This is a genomic window from Brevibacillus laterosporus, from assembly GCF_030489605.1.
Classification (GTDB): Bacteria; Bacillota; Bacilli; order Brevibacillales; family Brevibacillaceae; genus Brevibacillus_B; species Brevibacillus_B laterosporus_E.
Genome location: NZ_JAUKFY010000004.1, coordinates 211,582 through 236,786, shown reverse-complemented (window position 1 = coordinate 236,786; position 25,205 = coordinate 211,582). Strand labels below are relative to the sequence as shown.

At 42.4% G+C, this 25,205-nt stretch carries 24 protein-coding genes and 1 riboswitch; of the genes, 22 read left to right on the top strand and 2 right to left on the bottom strand.

What is annotated here, in order from left to right; translation table 11 throughout:
- Positions 1 to 4: 4 nt before the first annotated feature.
- The 7 genes from QZ995_RS06425 (at position 5) to QZ995_RS06395 (ending at position 6,186) form a co-directional block, all read left to right on the top strand.
- Complete coding sequence (locus QZ995_RS06425; RefSeq protein WP_301804557.1) at positions 5 to 1,339, top strand: CoA-disulfide reductase; 1,335 nt, start codon at positions 5 to 7, stop codon at positions 1,337 to 1,339.
- Positions 1,340 to 1,372: 33 nt separating this feature from the next.
- On the top strand, positions 1,373 to 1,753 hold the full coding sequence (locus QZ995_RS06420; protein WP_301804553.1) for a RidA family protein: 381 nt from the start codon (positions 1,373 to 1,375) through the stop codon (positions 1,751 to 1,753).
- A gap of 161 nt (positions 1,754 to 1,914) precedes the next feature.
- Positions 1,915 to 2,505, top strand: a complete 591-nt coding sequence (locus QZ995_RS06415) for a DNA-3-methyladenine glycosylase I (protein ID WP_301804552.1) — start codon at positions 1,915 to 1,917, stop codon at positions 2,503 to 2,505.
- Between the two features lie 324 nt (positions 2,506 to 2,829).
- Entirely contained in the window at positions 2,830 to 4,017 is a 1,188-nt protein-coding gene (locus QZ995_RS06410; protein WP_301804548.1) for a hypothetical protein, read from the top strand.
- A 268-nt stretch (positions 4,018 to 4,285) separates the two neighbouring features.
- Positions 4,286 to 4,498 (top strand): small acid-soluble spore protein Tlp, encoded by a 213-nt coding sequence (tlp, locus tag QZ995_RS06405; RefSeq protein ID WP_301804545.1) that lies wholly within the window; start codon positions 4,286 to 4,288, stop codon positions 4,496 to 4,498.
- A gap of 204 nt (positions 4,499 to 4,702) precedes the next feature.
- On the top strand, positions 4,703 to 5,833 hold the full coding sequence (gene mnmA / locus QZ995_RS06400) for a tRNA 2-thiouridine(34) synthase MnmA (RefSeq protein ID WP_301804543.1): 1,131 nt from the start codon (positions 4,703 to 4,705) through the stop codon (positions 5,831 to 5,833).
- Positions 5,834 to 5,850: 17 nt separating this feature from the next.
- Complete coding sequence (locus tag QZ995_RS06395; protein ID WP_301804540.1) at positions 5,851 to 6,186, top strand: hypothetical protein; 336 nt, start codon at positions 5,851 to 5,853, stop codon at positions 6,184 to 6,186.
- A gap of 127 nt (positions 6,187 to 6,313) precedes the next feature.
- On the opposite strand, the gene QZ995_RS06390 is transcribed toward QZ995_RS06395, so the two are convergent.
- Entirely contained in the window at positions 6,314 to 7,711 is a 1,398-nt protein-coding gene (locus tag QZ995_RS06390; protein WP_301804537.1) for an amino acid permease, read from the bottom strand.
- Positions 7,712 to 7,876: 165 nt separating this feature from the next.
- Here QZ995_RS06390 and QZ995_RS06385 point away from each other — a divergent pair, with 165 nt between their 5' ends.
- Positions 7,877 to 9,472 carry an acyl-CoA synthetase gene (locus QZ995_RS06385; protein WP_301804534.1) on the top strand — a complete coding sequence of 532 codons (1,596 nt, stop codon included), beginning with the start codon at positions 7,877 to 7,879 and terminating at the stop codon, positions 9,470 to 9,472.
- A 211-nt stretch (positions 9,473 to 9,683) separates the two neighbouring features.
- Here the strand turns inward: QZ995_RS06385 and QZ995_RS06380 are convergent, their stop codons facing one another.
- Positions 9,684 to 9,797, bottom strand: coding sequence for a YjcZ family sporulation protein (locus QZ995_RS06380; RefSeq protein ID WP_212930944.1), 114 nt, complete (start codon positions 9,795 to 9,797; stop codon positions 9,684 to 9,686).
- A 154-nt stretch (positions 9,798 to 9,951) separates the two neighbouring features.
- On the opposite strand from QZ995_RS06380, the gene QZ995_RS06375 reads away from it, so the two are divergent.
- From QZ995_RS06375 to QZ995_RS06310, 14 genes are all read left to right on the top strand, one after another.
- Positions 9,952 to 10,185: a hypothetical protein gene (locus tag QZ995_RS06375; protein ID WP_301804528.1), complete on the top strand. Its 234-nt coding sequence runs from the start codon at positions 9,952 to 9,954 to the stop codon at positions 10,183 to 10,185.
- Between the two features lie 328 nt (positions 10,186 to 10,513).
- Positions 10,514 to 12,058 (top strand): serine hydrolase domain-containing protein, encoded by a 1,545-nt coding sequence (locus tag QZ995_RS06370; protein ID WP_301804525.1) that lies wholly within the window; start codon positions 10,514 to 10,516, stop codon positions 12,056 to 12,058.
- A gap of 259 nt (positions 12,059 to 12,317) precedes the next feature.
- A complete protein-coding gene (locus QZ995_RS06365) occupies positions 12,318 to 13,037 on the top strand; it encodes a response regulator transcription factor (RefSeq protein ID WP_301804523.1) in 720 nt (239 codons plus the stop codon).
- Positions 13,037 to 14,116, top strand: coding sequence for a sensor histidine kinase (locus QZ995_RS06360; protein WP_301804520.1), 1,080 nt, complete (start codon positions 13,037 to 13,039; stop codon positions 14,114 to 14,116). Before QZ995_RS06365 ends, QZ995_RS06360 begins: the two co-directional genes overlap by 1 nt.
- Positions 14,117 to 14,220: 104 nt before the next feature.
- Positions 14,221 to 14,997, top strand: a complete 777-nt coding sequence (locus tag QZ995_RS06355) for an ABC transporter ATP-binding protein (protein ID WP_301804519.1) — start codon at positions 14,221 to 14,223, stop codon at positions 14,995 to 14,997.
- A complete protein-coding gene (locus QZ995_RS06350; RefSeq protein WP_301804516.1) occupies positions 14,972 to 16,321 on the top strand; it encodes an FtsX-like permease family protein in 1,350 nt (449 codons plus the stop codon). Before QZ995_RS06355 ends, QZ995_RS06350 begins: the two co-directional genes overlap by 26 nt.
- A 306-nt stretch (positions 16,322 to 16,627) precedes the next feature.
- Positions 16,628 to 16,951: a thioredoxin family protein gene (locus QZ995_RS06345; RefSeq protein ID WP_301804513.1), complete on the top strand. Its 324-nt coding sequence runs from the start codon at positions 16,628 to 16,630 to the stop codon at positions 16,949 to 16,951.
- A 165-nt stretch (positions 16,952 to 17,116) separates the two neighbouring features.
- Positions 17,117 to 18,115, top strand: a complete 999-nt coding sequence (locus tag QZ995_RS06340) for an ABC transporter substrate-binding protein (RefSeq protein ID WP_437124722.1) — start codon at positions 17,117 to 17,119, stop codon at positions 18,113 to 18,115.
- 33 nt (positions 18,116 to 18,148) lie between these two features.
- Complete coding sequence (locus QZ995_RS06335; RefSeq protein WP_301804508.1) at positions 18,149 to 19,060, top strand: ABC transporter permease; 912 nt, start codon at positions 18,149 to 18,151, stop codon at positions 19,058 to 19,060.
- A gap of 5 nt (positions 19,061 to 19,065) precedes the next feature.
- Entirely contained in the window at positions 19,066 to 19,863 is a 798-nt protein-coding gene (locus QZ995_RS06330) for an ABC transporter ATP-binding protein (RefSeq protein ID WP_301804506.1), read from the top strand.
- A 66-nt stretch (positions 19,864 to 19,929) separates the two neighbouring features.
- Positions 19,930 to 21,150: a branched-chain amino acid ABC transporter substrate-binding protein gene (locus tag QZ995_RS06325; RefSeq protein ID WP_301804504.1), complete on the top strand. Its 1,221-nt coding sequence runs from the start codon at positions 19,930 to 19,932 to the stop codon at positions 21,148 to 21,150.
- 71 nt (positions 21,151 to 21,221) lie between these two features.
- Positions 21,222 to 21,332: riboswitch (SAM riboswitch) on the top strand.
- A gap of 140 nt (positions 21,333 to 21,472) precedes the next feature.
- Positions 21,473 to 22,555 (top strand): sugar ABC transporter substrate-binding protein, encoded by a 1,083-nt coding sequence (locus QZ995_RS06320; RefSeq protein WP_301804501.1) that lies wholly within the window; start codon positions 21,473 to 21,475, stop codon positions 22,553 to 22,555.
- An 81-nt stretch (positions 22,556 to 22,636) separates the two neighbouring features.
- Positions 22,637 to 24,130 carry a sugar ABC transporter ATP-binding protein gene (locus QZ995_RS06315; RefSeq protein WP_301804498.1) on the top strand — a complete coding sequence of 498 codons (1,494 nt, stop codon included), beginning with the start codon at positions 22,637 to 22,639 and terminating at the stop codon, positions 24,128 to 24,130.
- Position 24,131: 1 nt separating this feature from the next.
- Positions 24,132 to 25,133: an ABC transporter permease gene (locus QZ995_RS06310; RefSeq protein ID WP_301804495.1), complete on the top strand. Its 1,002-nt coding sequence runs from the start codon at positions 24,132 to 24,134 to the stop codon at positions 25,131 to 25,133.
- Positions 25,134 to 25,205: the final 72 nt, after the last annotated feature.

Below are 25,205 nucleotides of genomic sequence, written 5' to 3'. Positions count from 1 at the left end.
GTGGATGAAAATTATCATTATTGGTGGAGTTGCAGCCGGTATGAGTGCAGCAGCGAAAGCAAAACGAATCGATGCAGATGCAGAGATTGTCGTCTATGAAATGACCGAGGAGGTATCATTTGGCGCATGTGGTCTACCCTATTATGTAGGAGATTTTTTTGAGAACCCTAATCAAATGATTGCCCGTACGAAGGAGAAATTTGCCGAATCGGGAATTATAGTACACACGAAGCATCAGGTGACGGAATTAGATCCACAGTCAAAAACCATCCGAGTAAAGTCTTTCATAACGGGTCAGGAGTTTGATGATCAATATGACAAGATTATGATTGCTACAGGAGCGTCTGCGGTTATGCCACCGTTTGATAACAAAGATCTTGTGAACATTTTCACGCTGAAAAGTATGCAGGACGGTGTAGCGCTAAAAGAAAAAGTCGTGAGGCCCGAATACAAGCAAGTAGTGGTTATCGGCGGGGGCTATATTGGAATGGAGGTCGTGGAAGCTATGCTGCATGTAGGGAAAGAGGTGAGATTGTTTCAAGCAGATAGCCGAGTTCTTCCTGAAACATTTGATGAAGAAATCACCGATATCATGACTGATGAAATTCTACGGAAAGGTGTACTTTTACATACAAAGGAGCGTGTGCAGGGTTTTGCCGGAGAAGTAGAGGTAGAGGGTGTTATAACGGATCAAGGTCAATATCCGGCTGATCTTGTAGTGATAGCTACTGGTGTGCGTCCGAACACGGAGTTTCTTACAGATACAGGGATTAGTATGCTGGAAAATGGCGCGCTTGTCATTAATGGGCATGGAGAGATCTCTCTTCCGGATGTTTATGCCGCTGGGGATTGTGCAACGGTCTATCATTTGGTCAAAAAACAAGAAGTCTACATTCCGTTAGCTACCACAGCTAATAAGCTAGGGCGGATTGTAGGAGAGAATCTAGTGGGTCTTACCAGTCATTTTTCAGGAACATTAGGTTCTGCCTGCATAAAGGTACTAGATTTGGAAGCGGGGCGTACAGGACTCTCAGAAAAGGAGGCAAAGGAGCTAGGGCTCTCCTATAACACCATCCTGATTCGAGACAAAAATCAGTCCAATTATTATCCTGGTCAGGTAGACATTCATGTTAAACTGATTTATGATGCAGAGACAAAGGTCATTCTTGGTGGACAAATCATTGGGAAACAAGGAGCTGTCCTGCGAGTTGATGTGCTTGCAGCGGCTATTTACAACAAGATGACAACCCAAGAGTTAGGAATGCTTGATCTATGCTACTCTCCACCGTTTTCACGAACATGGGATGTACTTAATATAGCGGGGAACGTAGCAGAATAAGCAAAGAGAAGAAAATCTAGGGGAGGATCAATTATGAACAGACAAGTTATTCACACCGAAAAAGCACCTCAAGCTATCGGACCATACTCACAAGCGATTAAAGTAAATGGCATGGTGTATACTTCGGGTCAATTAGGGTTTAAGCCAGGTACGGCAGACCTGTTTGAAACAGTGGAAGAGCAGACCCATCAAGCGATGAAAAATTTGCAGGCTATCTTAGAAGAAGCGGGGACAAGCTTAGCGAAGGTGGTAAAAACAACTGTATTCGTTCAGGATTTGAACGACTTTGCTAAAGTGAATGAGGCTTATCATACATATTTCCAACAAGAAGCTCCTGCACGCAGCTGCGTACAAGTTGCTGCCTTGCCTAAAGGTGCATTAGTTGAGATTGAAGCGATTGCAGTCGTTGAGTAGGAACAATGTGGTAGATTCATTTATTAGGAAAAGCACCTTTGCAAATCTTGAGCAAGGGTGCTTTTTAACATTAAATCTTGCTTACAGATTTAACTTTCGATATGATAGGTTTACACAAAAGGAACGTTTGTTCGTTATTTTATAATAAGGAGGTAAAGCAGATGAATAGATGCGGTTGGGTAAATCAAGACCCTTTGTATATTGATTATCATGACAAAGAATGGGGCGTCCCAGTCTATGATGATCGGTTACTCTTTGAATATTTAAATTTGGAAGGGGCTCAGGCAGGACTTAGCTGGTACACCATTTTAAAAAAGAGAGAGAATTATCGTCTAGCCTTTGATCAATTCGAGCCGTCTAAAATTATTGCCTACGATGACAAGAAAACAGCAGAGCTAATGAATAATGAAGGGATTGTAAGAAATAAGCTTAAAATACAAGCTGTTATTACCAATGCCAAGGCTTATTTTGATGTTGTAAATGATTTTGGATCGTTTAGCACATACATATGGTCATTTGTAGGCGGAAATCCTATCCAAAATCATCCTTCTAGTCTACAAGACGTTCCGGTAACCACAGAAATTAGTGACAGGCTAAGTAAGGATCTGAAGAAGCGTGGGTTTAAGTTTGTAGGTTCTACAATCTGTTATGCCTTTATGCAGGCTGTTGGAATGGTAAATGATCACGTTGTAGACTGTCATTGCTATCGTAAGCAAGCGGCGGAGAAAAATGAAAGCGGTGATTCCTGTTAGGATGGATAATCATATATCCATCTAGTAACAGATGCAAATGTTTTGTGAAAATTCGATTAAATCGTTTTCTGATAAGAGATTCTCTTTTACAATGAAAGAAGAGAGGGGGACTTGCATATGGTAAATAGAGAAGCGGTCATGGGAGCAGGGTGTAATGGGGTACGGCATTGCTCTGCTGAATGACAGTGCGGAAAAACAACCAACATATTTGATCCTGATGAAAATATCTTCAAAAGGCAGTTAATCTACTAGAGACAACATGAATCTGTATAAATACTTTTTCAAGATCAAGAGGAAGAACACCGGCGAAATGGGGGGTGCAGGATGGCTGCTTCAATCCAAAAAGGGATGTTTATGTATGCATGGACGGTTTATGAAATCGGAACAGAGCGTATCTTATCTGATATGCAAAGAATCGGATGCGATACGGTGGTACTAAATAGCAGCTACCATCAGGGACGGTTTTTTCAATCCCAAACAGAGCAGTTTCTACAAGTGCCACACGGAGGGGTATTTTTTAGGCCCGACCCGACACGCTATGGTCGAATTCAGCCAGTCGTACATCGCTCGTTAGCGAAGGAGGAGTTGTTTTCACGGATGAGGGAAGCCTGTCAGAAGCAAAATATGCACTTTCATACCTGGTGGGTAGGGGTGCATAATTCTGCAATAGGTACCCAATTTCCTGAATTATGTGTTCAAAATGTATGGAAGGATCGATTTACATACAGCTTATGTCCAGCTCAGCCAGACGTAAAGGAATATATCGAGGCTTTATTTGAGGATACGTTAATTCAGGTTCAACCAGAACGGATTACGGTAGAAGCAGCTTCTTTTATGATGATGAAGCATGGCGGCCATCATGAGATAAATTTGTTGCACGTAGGTGAAGCGGCTCAATGGTTACTTTCGCTTTGCTTCTGTCCAGCATGTAAACGAATTGCGAGGGAAAGAGGCATTGATGGAGATGCTGTACAAGAATTGTCCAAACGCTTGCTACAACCGATGCTATCCAAAGATTACGGACCGCTCCCAGAAGAAGGTAGCCAAATTGCTTATCTGATGCTCTCTTATCCTGAATTGTACGCCTATCAACAATCTCGGGAACAAATCACTACGGACCTGATTGCTAGCTTGCATGAAATCGCAGGACGTTATCAGGTAAAAATAGATTACATTCCATCCTCGACACCGTTCTCTGTAAACCAGTCATTTTTAGAGGGAGTGTCGTTACGTAATTTTGGGTCCTATGTCGATCGATTTGTTCCTTTAATGTATGGTGACCAGACTGACTCCCTTCGATACGGAGTTCAAAATCTACAACTACATGATCCCAAACAGGAGATTGGTGTTGCGCTTTCTTTGCATCATCAACGAACGAAAACAAAGGGAGCTTTGATAGAGAGGGTAAAAGCTGCGGCAGAAGAGGGAGCCAATTGTTTATATTATTATAACTATAGTCTAGCAAATGAAAGGCGCTTGTCCTGGGTACAGGCAGCCAACGAATCTGTTTAGTTAACTTAGATAAGATTAGCTGGATCTATGCCATTACAGAGGTTTCAGACCTCCTATGATGAAAACCAATGGCAATCCGGTTATGAGAGTAATGGCTATGAGAGTGATTACAGAACAAAGTAGGACGTCTGAAATTCGAATGTCTGGCGCTTTAAGACTAAAAAAACAGATGGGCAAGTGGAATGTTATTTTCCTGTTGCTATGCATAATTTCTCCTTTTTGGAAAAAAATATATGATACCAGCAATTTATTTAGGAGGAGAAAATCCATGGCGAAACCAGACGATCGTTCCGACAATGTTGCAAAGCTAAAACAAATGATTGAAAACACAAAGCAAAATATTAGTGAGACAAAGGATTACCTGCAAGCACATGGAGACGAAATTTCCAATAAAGAGCGTTCGGATCTACAAAATAAAAACGCTCGTCGTGAAAACAGTATCGACTCTTTCAACTCCGAGATTGAAGACGAGCTGCAATAAGAAGATATATCCCTTTTGTGTAATAAGAGTGACCGTTAGTACCAAGCGTACTGCGGTCTTTTTATATAGAATTCCGTGTTAGATGTATATCATTTCCCTTTCCTTTTTATTTTTAGTATAATAATCTTATTTTCAATCGTTCTTATTGTGAATATCAGTTATGATGGAAGTAGGAAGTTTGTTGGTGCAGAGAGGAGATTTAACATGAAAAAACCTGAAGATACACGTGTCGTTGTCGGGATGTCCGGTGGGGTTGACTCTTCCGTGACCGCTTTGCTTCTCAAAGAACAAGGCTACGACGTAATCGGCATCTTCATGAAGAACTGGGACGATACGGATGAATTTGGTCATTGCACAGCAGAAGAGGATTATCATGATGTGCGCCGTGTATGTGACCAAATCGGTATACCTTACTATACAGTTAATTTTGAGAAGGAATATATGGAGAAGGTATTCTCTTATTTTTTAGATGAATATAAAAGTGGACGAACACCTAATCCAGATGTAATGTGTAACCGAGAAATTAAGTTCGGTGAATTCTTGAACAAGGTCATGGACTTGGGTGCTGACTATGTAGCAACAGGTCACTATGCGCGTGTGGAACTACGTGATGGTGAATACAAATTGCTAAGAGGCGTTGACGAGAATAAAGATCAGACCTACTTTTTGAATCAATTGGGCCAGAAGCAATTAGCTAAAACCTTGTTTCCGATTGGTCATTTGCCAAAAAAACAAGTGCGTGAAATTGCTGATCGAGCAGGTCTTGCTACAGCTAAGAAAAAAGACAGCACAGGCATCTGCTTTATTGGAGAACGTAATTTCCGTGAGTTCCTCCAAAACTATCTGCCTGCAAGACCGGGTAAGATTGAGACTACGGATGGCAAGGTTATCGGTAACCACGATGGCTTAATGTACTACACATTAGGACAACGGCAAGGACTTGGCATTGGTGGAGGAGCAGGAGAAGGACTACCATGGTTTGTTGTTGACAAGGATTTAGACAGAAATGTTCTCATTGTCGGACAAGGCTCTAACCATCCTTGGCTATACTCATCGCATCTGATTGCTGAGCAAGTGAAGTGGGTAAGTGATGAACCAAAAGAGGAAGTATTCACCTGCATGGCTAAATTCCGCTATCGTCAACCGGATCAGCAGGTTACGGTTTGTCGGATAGAAAAAGATACCTACAAGGTCGAGTTTGCAGAGCCACAAAAAGCAGTAACTCCTGGACAAGCAGTTGTCTTTTATCAAGGAGAAGAATGTTTGGGCGGCGGTACTATTGATAAGGTATATATAGATGCGAAGGAAGCGGCAAAAGCAAACGCACAAGCTTAGTCGCAAGGAGGAACCGGATGGACAGTACAAAGAAATCGAAACTGCTGATCATCGGATTTTTGGTTGTAAGCGTACTAGCAGTTATCGCGGCATTCCTCGGATTTAGACAAGTAAAAGACGCGAACATAGATACAATCAAGCAGACGATAGCCCAGCGAGGCGGGCAGCTTACTTCTGCCACTGTCATACCACTGGAAAAAAGCCCGTTTGACAAAAGTAATAAGGGTAACACAATCTATCAGGTCGAATATCAAAAAGCGAATAAAAGCTATGTTGCATATTATCGAGCCTTTAATGAGCTGTCTATTATTCGTGAACCAGAAGAGTGGATTTATCCAGAGGAAAAAGAATAAGGCAACTACTATCGAGGGCAGCGAATGGAACATGAGAGGATAATCAGAAAAAGCAGGCAAGGAGCACAAACTCCTTCCTGCTTTTTTCTATATAACGATTACGTCTTGAGCTGTTGTTCGGACTGTATCAAACGGCTTTCTTAAAAGCGAAAGGATAGATCAAAATAGCGCTAAAGAAAAGTCCTATCCCAAGTAAAAGGGTTTCTAAATCGGCAATCCCTGTTTTAATCACCCACATGGAATAGAGCGTTGCTAAAATTCCAATGCAACCATCCAATAACCTAGTCCGTGCTTCACCGGCACGATAGGTTTCCCCCGTATACACCAGCTTCAGCTGAAAGAGGGCAGATACGATATACGGAATCAGATAAGCAAGAGTTGCTACCGTGATGACAAAGGTAAATGCTCCTGCGATTGTATTGGAAATGGTAGAAAAAACAAAGAGCTGTGTGCAAAAATTAGTAATCAATAAGGCTTGAGCCGGGCTTCCATGCTGATTCGTTTTTTCAAAGATTTTAGGGAACATCCCTGCTTGTGCCGCTTGATAGGATACCTCCGAACCTACTAAAATCCAGCCAATCGTTGTTCCAACCAGGGAAAAAATCGCTAGAAGTGCTAAGGCAATGCCCCCGGAAGGTCCCATAATAGCAACCAGTGCATCTGCTAACGGTTTATCTGAATGACGGAGTGCTTCGACAGGGAGCACTCCCATGGTCAGTAATGTAATTAATACATATATACAGACAACAATTACTAATCCAAGAATCGTAGCTATTTTTACATCTCGCTGGGAGCGAGCTCGAGATGATAAAATGGAGGCAGACTCGATTCCTACAAATGCCCATAGCGTTGAAATAGCGGCTAGATTGACTTGCTCAAGCAATCCATGCTCTACTGCAGAACCAGCTTCAGACATTGGATAATAGAACGAACCCATCATGGACCATTGAAAAATAGAAAGAGCAGCAACCATGAAAAAGACAAATCCGACCACTTTTGTAGCTGTTGCCATGAAGTTAAGTCTACCGGCTACCAGAGTGTTGCGGCATAAAATGAAATGTGTCCCCCATAGATAAATCGTACAAACTAAAAAGGTGATGAGTTTCCCCGTCTCAACCGGAAAAGAGCCAATTTGAAATAAAACATTAGTTTGTTTCATGATAGGGAAAAAGGTGGAAAGATATCCGGCAAATGTTGTGATGATCGCTACATTTCCTGACCAATTCGCCACCCAGTAACCCCAAGCAATTGTAAAACCGAATACTTTCCCCCGTCTTGGATTTCGAAATAAGGCAGAGGCATAACTTTGTGGACCGGCAGTCAGATCAGGCCGACGAATTGCTAAATTACCAAAGACGAGCCCAATTAATAAGACTCCAAACCCGGTAAGCAACCATGCTAAGGTGACTGCCAAGGGGCTAGCTATTCTTGCTAAGGCACCCGGTAGCATAAAGATTCCTGAGCCTACCATGTTACCTACCACAATGGCGGTTAGCATCCAAGCTCCCCATTTTTTTGTTGTCATTGATGTTCCCTCCATGTTGCAAAAAACACGAACAAATCATAGCAGATGATTAATATTTATGCAATCAAACAGGATATTTACATATTTGTCTCAGAAAAAGGAATTTTCAGAAAATAAATAGAATTTCTTATTAAATAACAGTTACATCTAAGGGAGGGATTTATCATGTCAACAGATAAGCTGAGAGAACATGGAATGGTTGAGATTCCGCCACTGTATAACTTTGCATCTGAAGTAGAGAGATATGCTCTTCTTCATCCGCAAAAAGCTGCACTTGTGATTGTCTCAGAAGATGAAAAGGAAGAAATCCTTACCTATGAGCAATTACGCATTTATATGAATAAGCTTGTCAACGCTTTCCTAGGCTGTGGAATTGCTTGCTGTGATAAAGTGCTTGTGTTAGTCCCGCGTGGGATAGAAGCGTATGGTATTTATTTAGCTTTGATAAAAATGGGCGCTGTCGTGATACCCGGCTCTGAAATGCTAAGGGGGAAGGATATTGCGTACCGTGTTAACCATGCAAAGGCGAAAGCAATTATTGCTACAAAGGAGCTGCTATCTGAAATTGATGGTATTCGAGATGAATGTGAGTCACTAACTTGTTTTATTTCCGTCGGAGAGCATAGGAAGGGATGGCAGGAGTTAACGGATATCCTAGTCGGTGCAGCAGAAGAAGCTGAGAGCGTAGCGACAGGATCGGATGAGCTTGCCTTCCTATCTTACACATCAGGTACGACTGGTGGGCCTAAAGGTGTTATGCATGTTCACGGTTGGCCGTTCGCTCATTTAGCTGTCGCAGCTACATATTGGCTTGACGTTCAAGAAAATGATCTGGTATGGGCCACAGCAAGCCCTGGATGGGCAAAATGGATATGGAGTCCTTTTGTATCAACTTTAGGCAAGGGTGCAACCGCGTTTGTCTATAAAGGGAAATTTAGACCTGAGACCTATTTATCCCTGCTACAAAAATATCCCATTTCAGTTATGTGTGCCACTCCGACGGAATACAGGCTGATAGCGAAAATGCCCGATTTGGCGAATTATAAAATGAACGCTTTGCGCTCCGCTTGTTCAGCCGGTGAGCCTTTAAATCGTGAAGTGATTGATACGTTTCGCAGGACTTTCAACCTGACTGTACGAGACGGATACGGGCAAACGGAAAATACTTTGCTGGTAGGTACATTTATTGGTATGGAACCGCGTCCAGGCTCAATGGGACGACCTTCTCCAGCGGTGGGAATCGCGATTATTGACGAGGAAGGTAATGAATTGGAAACAGGAAAAGTGGGAGATATTGCAGTCGATCGCAAAATGATTGCTTTATTTAAAGGGTATTTGAATGATTCTATACGGACGCAGCGAGCGTTTCGGGGCGACTGGTATGTAACGGGGGATCAAGGACGTCAGGACGAGGATGGCTATATTTGGTTTGAGGGGCGTTCTGATGACATCATTATTTCGTCTGGCTATACGATTGGACCGTTTGAGGTTGAGGATGCGTTAGTAAAGCATGAAGCAGTTGCAGAATGCGCAGCCGTAGCTAGTCCAGATCCTGATCGCGGACAGGTTGTAAAAGCCTTTATTGTATTAAAACAAGGGGTAGAAGCGTCTGATGAATTAATCACAAAATTACAGGAGCATGTAAAAAGCTTGACCGCCCCATATAAATATCCGCGTAAAATTCAGTTTGTCAGCGAGTTGCCCAAAACTACTTCCGGTAAAATCAGAAGGATAGAGCTGCGTCAAAATGAAAGGTTGTAAGAGAACAAATTAATTCAGTAAATATGTAAAAAGACGCCTTTATTGTGGCGTCTTTTTACGTCGCTGTAAATCACATATTGAGATGGTGATCTAACTCACCTAGGAAATGGAAAGATTCATAACTGTTTAGAATTAGTGATGGATATTAGTCCGCCGTGATATGCTAGCTTCTATAAGAGGTAGACCATTTCCTGTTCGGGTGTCTCAGTGCTTAGCAGCGAGAATTGCAACCATCGAAGCAGCAACTGATAATCACCAAAAGAATAAACAACACTAGGATACAAGAGAAATCGCCACAACCATTACCACCAAAGATACTTGACATGTTATATCACCCTCCTTTGTCTCTGCCCTATATCAATATGTCAAAAATGGGTGGATGGTTATTGAAGAGATGAAGTTTTTGCGCCCAAAAAGATGGAAGCTTGGGCGAAAACAGGTTAAGGTAAGGATAGGAAAATAAAAAGGAGGTAATGAAAATGGGGGAATGCAAGCTGGATCACAGTCAGGCGGATGTCCTACAAAAATGGGCGGATCAACAGGCTTATTTACCCAAAGCATTGGCAGAGCAGATCCATGTATTTTTACAAAAAGAACTGCCTCAATCGACTTTGAACGAACTGTTTCATGCGCTTAAAAAATACGACTTCGCAGAAGAAAGCGAACGTAAAGCTCGTAACAAGAAGCTGTTGGACTTGATTTCTTTGCCGTAAACGGGAAAAACCACTCTAATTCTATAATATGTAGGACATGTGGTAGTACATGAGGCTATTACATGTAAAAACTTGTCTACCATTTTGTGCATGATAGTAAAAAGTACACCGCTTATTTATGGAGTGGTGTACTTTTTTATTTGAAAAACCTACCTGAAGAGGGAGTAGAGCAGATTTGTGACAACTTTGTAAGACAGATAATCAGGTTGTGACAACATTGTAAGGAAGAAGGCCGAATTATGAAAGGAAGATCGATCGAAAGAGAGTTCCTTAAATGAGATACTCTTAAATGGTACAAGTAAATAGTCAACAAATAGGAGTGGCACAGATGAAGAGTAGACGGAGAGTAGCTTCGATTTTTAAAAGTATCGTATGTCTAGTTATTTTACTGGGGATCATAATTGAATTGATCTTTTCACAGGGTGCGATTGCAACATCAGGGAATCCGGCTCATATGGCTAAGTCATCCAGTAAGAGTGTGGAGAATTTCAAGCAAAAGCTGGATGAACAAGTGCCGAAATGGCAGGAGAGATATGGTGTACCAGGGGTTGCGATCGGCATCGTTCATCAGGGGCGTATCGCATATAAGCTCAACTATGGTTATGCAGATAAAAAGAAAAAGATACCGCTAAGCGATAACACCTTATTTCAGGCTGGTTCTATATCCAAGAGCCTAACATCGTGGGGAATCCTGCACCTTGCAGACAAAGGATTGTTATCACTCGATGATCCTGTTGGAAAGTATTTGACACGCTGGCAATTACCCGCTTCAAAATTTAATCATGATGAAGTTACGATAAGGCGATTGTTAAGCCATACCGCAGGATTATCCCCTCATCAGGGATATCTCGGCGTATCGCCAGAGAGTCGTCTTTATCCTATAGAGGAGTCTTTGTCAAAAAAAAGCTTATTCAATGAACCAGTGAAAATTACTGGGAAGCCGGGTGCAGCAGTGGTGTACTCTGGAGGTGGATATTCCATATTACAGCTCGTTATCGAAGAAGTGACAGGTATGCCTTTTGACCGTTATATGAAGGAACAAGTTATGGAGCCACTTGGAATGAAAGCTAGTTCGTTTCGGCAGGTTCCCATAGATTCCAAGCTGTCCAAACCCTACGGATATTTTGGACAAGAGCTCCCGAATTATCAGTTCCCCGAACAGGCTGCTGCGGGTCTCAAAACCAATACAACCGATATGATGACATTAATCGTAGCGAGTATGGAGGCAAACAACAGTAAAAGCAAAGGACATGATGTCATCAAAAGCGAACGGGTAGAGGAGATGCAAAAGCCAGTACTGTCTGAGAATGGTTTGGGTGTATTTGTGAAGAAGTTGTCTAATCAACGCACATTGATTTATCACTCTGGTGATAATCGGGGCTGGCATTCTTTTTATGGTTTGATTCCCGAGACACAGGATGGGTTGGTCATCCTTACAAATAGCGAGAATGGCATAGATCTAAGACAGGATATTTATCATGCTTGGATTGAATTCGAAACTGGAACGTTGCCCGCAGGATATTTCTTTTTTACCGAAAAGAGAAAAAACAACTCAGTGATATCTGTTGTCATTGGAGTAGCACTGGGGGGATACTTGCTGTTGTTTGCCGTCAGGTTGAAAAGCGGAAGGAGAGTCTTCATCATCAAACATGAGAAGAAGCCTTACGGTAGGATAGGGATCAGAACGTTCTTGCTCTTGCTTACCGGCACGATCTTGTTTTGTGCTTCCTATGAATGGAGCGTTCTAAAGTTAGATTTAGGCAACAAAATAAATTTTCTTCTGATAATGGCCTGGCTTGTTGTGTTATTATTCACTGGCTTTTTTCCGAAAAATAAAAAACTGTCTGAAGACATATCGCCCTCTCTATCATGATATTCGGAGTGATCAGGGTGTGGAGAAGTCTTTTGGGTTTTCCTCACTCGATTTTTTACATATCGAGAAACAAGATGTAAAAGTCGGAGATTTTCCTTGAGGAAGAGGAGAAAATGAATACCTGTCAACTAACTGCCTTTTTTCAAGAATAGATTTTGAAAACTTTTGGTTTTTCTCTACAATATAAAAATGAGTGCAAATAAATGGTTAGTTTCTCTACATTCTTAGTTTAGACTAGAAAAATTTTTAGGAGGAACATATGTATCGCATTTTTATTGTGGAAGACGATGAAAAAATAGGGGCTGTTTTGAAAAGATGTATGGAGAAATATGGATTTGAAGCCTCGTGTGCATTGCAGTTTCGTGAAATAATGGCAGAGCTAGAGGCGTATGCCCCCCATTTGGTACTGCTTGATATTAACTTGCCGTACTTTGACGGCTATTATTGGTGCAGGCAAATTCGTACGCGATCGAGTATGCCGATCCTGTTCATATCGGCACGAGAGGGTGAGATGGATCAGGTGATGGCAATAGAGAACGGCGGCGATGATTATATTACAAAGCCCATTCATTTGGATCTTCTGATAGCCAAGGTGAAAGGAGTACTAAGAAGAGTTTACGGGGAATACGCCACTGGGACAAGTCTTACCATTCCTGAGGCGGAGCTGAATGTGCAAGGCTTACGTTTGAATCTTAGCCGGAATGAGCTGATGTGGCAGAATCGAAAGGTTGAGCTTACGAAAAACGAACATTTATTGGCAAAATGCTTCATACAGCAACTTGGGCAAGTCGTTTCACGCGATCAGCTATTAGAGGCATTGTGGGACGATGTACAGTTTGTTGATAACAATACGTTAACTGTCAATGTGACGAGGCTCCGAAAAAAACTGGAGGAGATTGGGATGCCGAAAGCGATTGAGACGGTTCGTGGCCAAGGTTATAAGCTGATCCTCAATGATGAGCGGGAGGAGTCAAATTAATGGAAGGACTATCAGTTGCTGTATTTTTTCGTGATCGATTAGTTTATATGTTTTTATGTGTGCTTATTGTCGGACTTGGTGTTGGATTCATGCTGTTGGAAAAGAAAAGCTACCCTGATCTAATTGATATGGGAACCATTTATTATTTTGTGATGCTTGCTTTATTCTTTATTTTATTGTGGATGATTGTTGACTATATTCGCCAAAAAGGTTATTACAAGCAAATTGGGATCGCGATTGAACGAGCTGATGAGTTACAGGCCGTAGCTATTGTGCAGTCTATGGCAACGAGGGAGCAGAGGCTTGTCGCTCGCTTATTGGAGAAGCAGCATAACGCCTATCTGAATGAATTAGGCAAATATCGTCGTCAACAGGAGCTTCACAATCACTTTGTATTGCAATGGGTACATCAAATGAAGACACCTGTATCGATTATCGATTTACTCGCACAAGAAGCTTTGCAGGAAATGCCTTCTACGAAAGAAGGGCAGAAAAAGCTTGTTGTCAGCATGCAGGAGGAAGCGGAGCGGATGACAAGGGGATTGGAAATGATGTTGTACACAGCACGTCTCGATAAATTCGAAATCGACCTCCACATCAAAAAAATACCGCTCCATGAACTGATTCGGACCGTTATCAATGCACACAAACGTTTGTGCATACGTTATTCCATATTTCCACAGATCGATGGCGAGTTATGGGTGGAAACGGATGAGAAGTGGATGATGGTTGTGTTGAATCAATTCGTCAGTAATGCGATCAAATATAGTAAAAGTAAGCTGGGTGAGAAGCGGCTGGTTTTCCACTTAGAATCGAATATGGACAAAGGCAGCAAATTAAGCATAACAGATGAAGGGGCGGGAATTGCGCCGCATGATATGCCGAGGATATTTGACCCCTTTTTCACTGGAGAAAATGGACGTATTGCAGGTGAGTCGACAGGAATGGGATTATATATAGCGAAACAGGTTTGCAATCGGCTTGGACATGGTCTGCTTGTAGAATCGGAGCTGAGTGTCGGAACGACGTTTACAGTCACTTTTGAACCGCGCGGTATTCATATCCTCAGTGAAAGGTAGCAGAAGACAGGCGCTTCGTGACAACATTGTAAGGTTCCATCAGGATATTGAAAGGAAAATCGATCGTATGAGAGCATATACAGACTTACAATCAGGAGGAGCCGATGAACGTTCTTAAAGCACAAGGGCTTGGTAAACTATACAGTTCTAAAGGAAATGTTATTCATCAGGCCTTAAAGGATATTGACTTATGTGTAGAGGCTGGGGAATTTGTGGGGATTATGGGACCATCGGGAAGTGGAAAGACGACGCTACTTAATCTGCTTGCGACAATTGACCGCCCTACGTTCGGCCAAATCGAAATTAATGGTGTTACCCCCAGTAAATTGAGTGATAAGGAGCTAGCACTGTTCAGAAGGCGCGAGCTTGGCTTTGTTTTTCAGGATTTCAACTTGCTTGACACGCTGTCGATCAAGGACAACATTATTTTACCCCTCGTCTTGGAAGGCATGGCTGCTCATCTGATTGAGCAGAGATTAAATCCTCTTGCTGAATGGCTACAAATTACTAAACTATTGGATAAACGCACATATGAGGTGTCGGGTGGACAGAAACAGCGTGCGGCTATTGCGCGTGCCCTGATTCATGAGCCGTCATTAGTGCTCGCCGATGAACTGACCGGTAACCTTGATTCAAAAGCGGCAAAGGCCGTGATGGAAGCGCTAAAGGAGATGAACGAACGGTTGAAGGCGACTGTACTCATGGTAACACACGATCCCTTCTCAGCGAGCTATTGCCAGCGTATTGTGTTCATTAAAGATGGAAAGCTTTTCACAGAAATACGACGAGGTTCGAATCGACAAGCGTTTTTCCAGCAAATATTGGACTCGCTAAGCGTGCTAGGAGGGGGTTGCTATGACGTTCCGTTCACTCGCATTTAGCAATGTCCAAGGCAACTGGCGGTCATACAGCGCGTTTTTTATGAGCTGTGTATTTTCCGTGATGATCTTCTACATATATGCTGCATTTCTAGCTCATCCTGATGTGGTGAACGGCCATATTATAGAAGCGGAAAAAGTCAAAAAGGGCATGGCGTTTTGTGAATATGTTATCGTAATTTTTTCATTTTTATTTGTGCTTTATGCCAATTTGGCGTTTCTTAAGACGAGAAAGCAGGAATTCGGTTTGTTTTCGCTTTTTGGGATGACCCGAATGCAACTTCGCAAGCTCATTATTTATGAAAATACAATTCTTGCGGTATTAGCAATCGGGATAGGCATCGGATTAGGTATTTTGTTTAGCAAGCTGTTCTTTATGGCGCTTGCCGCTCTGCTTAATTTAAAAAATCCGATTGTGTTTACCGTTCCGCTTGGTGCGGTGTGGCTAACGCTAGGGGTCTTTTTTGTATTATTCACAACCATTTCTCTTTGGATAGCGCTACGGATGGGACGTACAGAAATTCTTGATTTACTTACGGCTTCACAAAAAACGAAGGGGCAGCTTATCTATTCCCCATGGCTGACCTTACTTGGGATCGTATGTTTAGGAGCCGCTTATAGTATGGCGCTTGTGCTAAACGAAGCCCGCTTTGACCTTTTCGTGCCACTTATCCTGCTTACAGTCATAATCGGTACATATCTTTTTTTTACACAGGTATGTGTAATGCTGCTGGATTTTATTCAGAAGCGTGTTGACATTTACTATAATCGTACGAATATGATCATACTCGCTCAAATCGGCCACAAGATGCAAGATAATGCGCGGATGTTGTTTATTGTATCAATTTTGAGTGCGGTTATTTTAACGGTTACAAGTGCAATTTACATATTAACGCTAGCCGTGCAATATCACGATATAAAAACACAATACGATAATGCAAGGGAAGTAATCTCATTGACGATGTTTATCGGCATTTTCATCAACTTGCTGTTTTTCATTGCATCCAGCAGCATCATTTATTTTAAACTGTTTACAGAACTACAGGAGGACCAGACACAATTTCAGGCTTTGTCCCGTATCGGCTTAACCCAGGATGAAATTCGGAAAATTGTCTTCACGCAGGTTGCCGTTATTTTTTTCATGCCATGCATAGTTGGGATTCTCCACGCATTGGTTGCGATGAAGGCATTGGATAACCTTCTTATGTTATCTAGTTGGTTTTATTCATTCACTGTTATCGGCATCTATGTCACTATGCAGATGGTATCCTTCCTTGTTGCTTGCAGAAGCTATATGAAAAGAATTTTGTATGACGTTTCCACGTAATGGCATGGAGGTAGCTCTCTAGAGGTATAGAAATGAGGATTGCAGTACAAAAAAGGATAGATAAGCAATATGTATCGTAGTACCGTTATCTACTGCTTGATAATTTATGCCATATCTGGTTCAGCATGTAAGATGCCCCGTTAATAGTGGATCCAGAACCATCTTGAATCCAACTTTGAAACGAAATGACTTTATCTATGCTGAGGTATTTCTTCTTGGGTAAGAGATGTTATATGTTTGGACTAGGGTATACTTGGAGATCAAGCAGCAGAACTTCATCCTGCCAAGGAGGGTAAGAGAGGTTACATGGAAGAGATCATAGATGCCCAAAAAGTAATTCAGGTAGATTTATTACAGACAAAATACTCGATATTCTATCTGTATACGCCGCTGTGTGGAACCTGTCAAATTGCTAGTCAGATGGTGACGATGCTAGAACAGCTCTTTCCTGCAGTAGTGTTTTACCGAGCTAATATTAATATTCATAAAAAGCTGGCGCAAGACTGGAAAATTACCAGTGTTCCATGTCTCATTATTTACCAGCGTGATAGAGAAGCAGAGCGGAAGTATGCCTTTGAATCCGTACCAGATCTATATTCTTGGCTAAAATCACTTTCTATATTTCAATAGGAATCGGGTACATGCCCGATAAAATAATTTTCTAACTCTTCAAAATATAATTGATTAATGGTAACATAGTTACGTATATCGTTACTTGTAGAAGGTAAAGGGGGATTCTGTGTGAAAGGTAAATTAAGTAAGGCAAGGTTCGTTTTGACCGTATTTTCAGCCCTAATGCTTTTGATTGCAACTGCCTGTAGCCAGACGAACACAGCTCCAGCTAACAACCAAAATGGAGCAAATTCTGGAACTCAATCGTCTGCAAACGAATCTAAAGTCATTAAAGTCGGAATTATTCAAATAATCGAACATCCGGCTTTAGACGCTGCGAGGGATGGATTTATAGCCAAAATGAAGGCAAATGGTTTTGAAGAAAATAAAACGGTGGCTTATGATCTTCAATCTGCACAGGGAAATATGGATACGGCGATACAGATTGCCAAAAAATTCACCGGTGACAAGGTTGATCTCATTCTCGCTATTGGCACCCCTGCTGTACAAGCAGTAGCACAAACAACCACAGATATCCCGATCCTGTTTACCGCAGTGACCGATCCGGTAAGTGCCGGATTAGTTAAATCAACGGATAAACCAGGTGGCAATGTATCAGGCACTACAGACATGAATCCCGTAGAAGAACAATTATCATTGATTAAAAAAGTAAAAGCCGATGCAAAAAATGTAGGTGTAATCTATAACTCCGGGGAAGTCAATTCAAAGGTGCAGGTAGATAAAGCGAAAGAAGCAGCTGAAAAGCTAGGGCTAACAATCATAGAAGCTGCTATCACAAACCCAACAGAGGTAAAGCAAGCGGCAGAGTCTATGGTAGGCAAGGTGGATTCCTTTTATGTGCCAACAGATAATATGGTAGTAGCCTCTATCTCAGCAGTTGTGAGTGTTGCGGAAGCGCAAAAAATTCCTGTGGTTGCCGGAGAAGAAAATTCGGTAAAGAGTGGGGCAATTACTACCTTTGGTATTGATTACAGCCTGCTCGGTGCTCAAACAGGAGATATGGCTACTAGAATTCTTAAGGGAGAAAGTAAAGTGGGTGATATGCCAGTGGAATCCCAAAAGGAAATGAAGCTGGTCATTAATAAAAAGGCAGCAGAAAAAATGGGCATATCATTGCCGCAGGATCTTATAAACAAAGCTGTACAAATCTTTGATCAATAAGCAATTGACAGAGGAGTTAAAGAGGGGGAAGCAATGAACATTGCCATCGTTGGAGCGTTTGAACAAGGACTACTCTTCGCAGTTATGGTGCTGGGCGTTTTTTTAACCTTCCGAATTCTGAATTTTCCTGATTTGACGGTGGATGGCAGTTTTGCCATGGGAGGAGCTATTGCAGCTACCCTTATTGTGGACGGAATGAATCCATTTTTAGCAACCGCACTTGCCATGGCAGGTGGGGCGATTGCTGGAATATTTACTGGGATTCTGACGACAAAGGGAAAAATAAATGGCCTTCTGGCAGGTATTTTAACCATGATTGCATTATATTCAATCAATCTACGTATCATGGGGAAAAAATCAAATATACCACTTTTGCGGGAGGAAACACTCTATACGAAAGCCCAAGCAGTCTCGACATTTGACTTTCAAATCTATGGTGTCTCATTAGCGAGTTCTATTGTATTTCTCATCATGGTGTTAGTTGTAAAGCTAATCATGGACTGGTTTTTGCATACAGATCTGGGACTAGATATTCGAGCAACAGGTGATAATGATCGGATGATCCGCAGCTTCGGGGCTAATACAGATACGACTACGATTATAGGTCTGGCGTTATCAAATGCCCTGGTAGCTGCTTCAGGAGCTTTAGTGGCGCAATATCAGGGATTTGCTGATGTAGGGATGGGAATTGGAATGATCGTCATCGGACTTGCTTCCGTCATTATCGGGGAGGTGCTGTTTGGGTCAAAAAGTATAATGCGACTTACGCTTGCAGTCATTCTTGGTTCCATTGTGTATCGACTGGTGATTGCGTTTGCTCTGCGGCAGGGTTTCCTTGCATCCGATATGAAGCTGATCACGGCAATTATTGTTATCATTGCCCTAATTTTGCCGAACATCATGAAGGGTGTTTGGAAAATAGGCAGAACGGTGAAAGGAGGGTAATGATCGTGTTAGAGATAACCAATGTAACCAAGGTGTTTAATCAAAATACCGTAAATGAAAAGATTGCCCTTAACAACATACATGTTAAACTCGAACAGGGTGACTTTGTGACAGTGATTGGTAGCAATGGTGCAGGAAAGTCTACTTTGATGAATACGATATCTGGTGGAATCATCCCTGACAGAGGAACTATCTTTATTGATCAGCAGAATGTAACGAAACAGGGTGAACATAAGCGAGCAGCTTTGATTGGACGAGTATTTCAAGACCCAATGGCCGGTACAGCTCCACAGATGACAATTGAGGAAAACTTGGCAATCGCTTATTCTCGCGGTCGTCACCGTACGCTTTCATGGGGTGTCACCAATAAAAAAAGAGCGTTTTTTCAAGAGAAGCTGAAAATATTAGATCAAGGATTAGAAAATCGTTTGAAAACCAAGGTTGGCTTTCTGTCTGGTGGACAACGTCAAGCGTTGAGCTTGCTGATGGCTACGTTTATCAATCCTAAATTATTACTGCTGGACGAACACACGGCTGCTTTGGATCCAAAACGTGCTCAGTTAATTGTTGATTTGACCAAAAAGATTGTGGAAGAAAACAAATTGACTACGCTCATGGTCACTCATAACATGGAACAGGCCCTGCATATGGGAAATCGATTATTAATGCTGCATGAGGGGAGAATTATTTTGGACTTTCCCCAAGAGACGAAAGCACAAATGACAACAAAGGATTTGCTACAGGCTTTTGAGGAGGCAAGAGGCGGAGAGGCTTTCTCAGAAGATCGATACATTTTGGCATAAGCCGTCTCTTATATTTTTAAATATTCAGAACATTCAACCAAGTAAATAGCGAAAGAGGGACAAGACATGAAAATAAATCAAAAATCACTTGCAATCGTATCTTCAATTTTATTGGCTGGAGCAGCTTTGTCAGGGTGTGCAGGAGAAAATAATGCGACATCAGGCACTTCACAGCAGAAGGGGAGTGAGGGCGGAAGCAGCTCAGCAGGTGGAGACAAGATTGTGATTGCGTTAGTTGGTCCACTCTCAGGCTCTGCTTCCGATTATGGTGACTCCGCCAAAGCGGGTGCCGAATATGCACTAAAATTAAAGCAGAAGGAGCTGCAAGACTTAGGTCTTACCGTTGAATTAAAACCTTTAGACGACCAAGCAGAACCTAAGCAAGGTGTTGTTAACGCACAGATGGCGATTAACGACAATGACGTAGTAGCGGTTGTAGGTCACGTGACTACGGGTTCATCCTTGTCTGCTGTAACAGCTTATGAAAAAGCTGGTTTGGTCATGGTATCGCCTTCTACAACAGGGCCGGAATTTACTGAGGGTGGTAAAAAAGTAGCGCATCGTATTTGTGCGCGCGACGACGAACAAGGAAGAAAAGCTGCTATTTATGCAAAGAATACCTTGCATGTAAAAAATGCGATGGTTATACATGATAAACAAGCGTACGGTCAAGGCTTAGCAAATGAAGTAAAGAAGCAATTTGAGAAGGATGGTGTTAACGTTCTAGGGTTTGAAGGCTTGACTGCTGGTGAGAAGGACTATAGTGCAGTGGTGAACCAAGTATTAGCGAAAAAGCCGGAAATGGTCTACTTTGGCGGTTATTATGCTGAAGCGGGAATTTTAATTAAGCAGTTGCGGGAAAAAGGATTTACCGGTGTGTTTATGGGCGCTGATGGTCTTGATTCTGCTGAAATGTTTACGATTGCGGGACCTGCCGCAGAGGGTGTCGTGTTTACCTCCACTGTTGGTGACGTAAGAGCAACAGAAGAAGGGAAGAAATGGATTCGGGAATTTGAAGGCTCAACAGGCAAAAAGCTGGGGATATTTACATCGTTTGGCTATGATGCAATGGCTGTAGCTATCAATGGGATTGAGGAGGCGGCTAAAGCGAACGGCAATAAAAAGCCAACTCGTGCTCAAGTATTCGAAGCCATTCACAAAACACAAGATTTTAAAGGACAGTTTGTAAATGTTTCTTTCGATGATAAAGGTGACAATAAGAATGCCCAGGTGTTTATTTATAACTATGCAGGTGGTTCAAAGAAATTTGAAGGTGAAGCAAAATAATCTATTGACATGGATAAGGACCCAGGTGTAATATCTGTTGTAAGAAAAAACGTTACAAAATTTAAAATACTCTCTTATCAAGAGTTGGCTGAGGGACTGGCCCGATGACGCCCGGCAACCTAATGTCTGTTTGACAAGACATCAAGGTGCTACCTCCTGCAGGGAAACCTGAGAGATAAGAGGCATAGTGGTTTTCCATATACACAAGCCTCTTTTCTTAGGAAAAGGGGCTTTTTTATATCGAGTAGTACCCAGCTTTGAATGAACCAATATGCATTGTACATTTTTTCACAAAAAGAGATAAAGGAAAAAGGAGAGAGACATGATGAAAGGTCTAATTAACAAAGGATTTGTCTATCTATTCCCAATATTCTTGCTTATCGGGAGTATGCTAAGCGGTTGTGGTGTAGCCTCTACAACCTCTACATCAAAAGCCGATAACGTGTCAGCATCAAGTAGTGAAGCTCCTGGGGGTCAACTTGCGACAGATAAGAAAAAGCGGATTGCGCTGGTGGTGCAATTTAATATTGGATCGTTTTCATCTCAATATATCGCAGGTGTGAAGGAAGAGGTAGAGAAGCTGGGGGGAGAACTGACCGTTTTAAGCGGGGATAATGACCTTGCTAAAATGGCTTCACATTTGGACGCGGCTGTTACTCAACAATTTGATGGCATTTTGTTGGATCATGGACGTGCAGATAGCTTAGCACCAGGCGTTCAAAAGGCCTTGGCTCAAAAGACTCCAATGGTAGCTTTTGATACAGGATTAGACATTCCGGGAGTAACAGTAGTCGAGCAAGATGATATCCAATTGGCTGAACAAACACTGAACAAAATGGCACAAGACTCAGGCGGCAAAGGAAATATTGTGAAGATATGGGTAGCTGGTTTTACTCCAATGGAACGTCGTCAAATCGCTTATAAGGCATTTATGGACAAAAATCTAGGCTTTAAAGAAATTGCTGCATTCGGATCAGCTTCTGCCAACACAGCTCTGGATACGCAGGCGCAAATGGAAGCGATTCTGAAGCAGTACCCAAACAAAGGAGATATCACGGCAGTTTGGACTGCCTGGGATGAATTTGCTAAAGGTGCGACACGCGCGATACAGCAGGCTGGACGCAATGAAATTAAGGTATACGGCATAGATCTGAGCGATGAGGATTTGCAAATGCTTCAAGACCAGAATTCACCATGGGTTGCAACGGCAGCCGTAGACCCTTCTGATATTGGCCGGGTACAGGCACGATACTTATTTAAGAAGCTGAAAGGTGAGCAGGTGCCAGATAAGGTAAGCTTAAACCCTGTGCTGATCACACGCGAACAATTGCCTAAGGAGCCTGTAAAAATGGCAGATTTAAACAAGTTCGTGAAGGAATGGGGCACGAGCACACAGGGCCAATAGGAAAGGCAGCGATGAATGGGGTTTGGCCACAGAGGTTGCCAGACCCCTTGTAAAATCCGCTCATAGAAGGGGAGAGGCACGTTGACAGCATTAGAGATGAAGGGAATCAAAAAGGCATTTGGCTCTGTCCCAGCTTTACGCGGCGTTGATTTTACTGTGAGGGCTGGTGAAGTTCATGCTTTGCTCGGGGCAAATGGGGCGGGCAAGAGTACATTGATAAAAATCATGACAGGTGCTTATGCGTTAGATGCAGGCCAAATTTTCATAGATGGAAAAGAAGTTAGTCTGACCGAGCCGCAGGACGCCAAGGCGCATGGTATCCAATGTGTATATCAGGAAGTGGATACAGCACTCATTGAATATGGAAGCGTAGCGGAGAATATTCTGCTGGAGGGCTTTGTAGAGAGGGGACGTTCTCCTTTTATTAACTGGCGAAGCTTGGAAGAAACAGCAACACAAGCACTCAAGCGGCTAGGACTTGATATACCTGTGCATAAAAAGGTCGAGGAACTAACGCTATCCGAAAAGCAGTTGGTGCTGTTAGCCAAGTCGATTGCACAAAAGGCGAAATTTATTATTTTAGATGAACCAACTGCTCCTTTAAGTCAAGCAGAAACAGTGCAGCTATTCCAGATCATCAAACAATTGCGGGAACAGGGAATTGGAATCGTATTTATCTCTCACAGAATGCCAGAGGTCTTTAAGATTAGTGATCGAATTACGGTGTTACGAGACGGGGAGCTAGTCTTATGCAAGCATGCAAAAGAGACCAATCCGCATGAGATTATTACCAGTATGCTTGGAAAGGCACTGTCTCAAGAATATCCCAAAGAGCAGGTCAAAATAGGAGAGCGGTTGCTTGCGTGTAAAAATGTAGTGGCTGGATCACATGTACGCAACCTTTCCTTTACCGTTCATGAAGGTGAAATTGTAGGGATTGCAGGTCTTGTGGGTGCAGGAAAGTCGCAATTAGCTCGGGTTCTATTTGGAGCTGACCCACTGACCTCAGGAGAAGTATACAAAAGTGGGAAAAAGCTGAAATGTACATCGCCAAAAGTAGCTGTTAATGAGGGGATTGCCCTGATTCCCGAAGAGCGTAGGCGAGAAGGCATCATGACAGAAGAATCCGTAGCTGTTAATTTAACAATGGCCACCCTTCATAAATATAGCCGATTCGGTTTTTTGCGCTCTCTGTTAGTAAATGAAGCGGTAAAAGGGCTGATTCAAGCATTGCAGATCAAGGTAGCCAGCCCGCAGTTGCCTGTTGGCTCATTAAGTGGAGGAAATCAACAAAAAGTAGTGATTGGGAAATGGCTGGCGACTGAAGCCGATATCTTTATTCTGGATGAGCCGACGAAGGGTGTTGACGTAGGAGCTAAATCAGAAATCTATAGAATCATCGGGAATTTGGCTAAAAATGGAAAGGGGATTGTGTATCTTTCTTGTGAGTTTGAGGAGCTTGTAGGGATTGCTGATCGCATTTTGGTCATGTACGACGGGTCCTTCGTTACAGAACTAAGCCGATCGCAAGCAACAGTGGAAACCATCATGTATTACGCGAGCGGAGGACAATAGTATGGCACAAGGAACAGCTAAAGATAAGCTTTTACATCTTCTATTTCGATATGGAACATTAGGTTTTATTGCGTTTATCATCGTTTTGTTTAGCATTGTAAATGAGTATTTTTTCACGTTTAACAACATTGCTGGTATTTTACAGTCCATTTCTATCGTTACGCTCGTTGCTATTGGAGTTACATTTACTCTTATTGTCAATGGCTTTGACATGTCAGTAGGCTCTATCGTATCACTAGCTTCTGTCGTGTCAGCCTCCATCATGGTCTGGTTTGAACAAAACGTGTGGTTAGCCGTTGGGGTACCGATTGTTATAGGAGGTTTGATTGGATTATATAATGCTTTTCTGGTAGTAAAAGTGAGAATTCCTGATTTGCTGGCTACCTTAGCGGCTCTCTACATTGTGAAAGGAATTCATCTGGTATATACAAAAGGGTACTCAATTACTTCTAACATGGTCATGCCAGATCAGACAACAGCGCCAGGAGTAATATCTCCAAGTTTTTTGAAAATTGGCCAGGGGACGATAGCTAATATTCCCATCTCAGTTATTATCATGATAGTAGCTGTAGTCTTGGTGTATATCTTTCTGCATTATACGCGTTATGGCCGCTTACTCTATGCAGTTGGTGGCAATCAGGAAGCGGCTCGTCTATCAGGAATTCCAGTTGATCGGTATCGGGTGTTAGCTTATTTGTTATCAGGACTCTTTTGTGGCTTGGCAGGAGTTCTAATGACGGCACGTATCGGGACTGGGCAGGTAGATGGAGGTGCTCCTTTGTTAATGGATGCGGTTGCGGCAGCATTTGTTGGCTATTCTGTGTTGGGAGCTGGCAAACCAAATGTCGGAGGGACCTTTGTAGGTGCTGTACTGATCGGTGTACTCCTGAACGCTTTGACCATGCTGAATTTGCCTTACTATGCACATGATATTGTAAAGGGCACTGTCCTTATTTTGGCATTATCAGCTACGTACCATCAGATGAGACATCGTTTTAGGTAAGGTTTAAATGGGCGAACCCAGATAATTTTGGTATACTACGGTTATTATTTTAACGTCTAATTTACTGAAGTA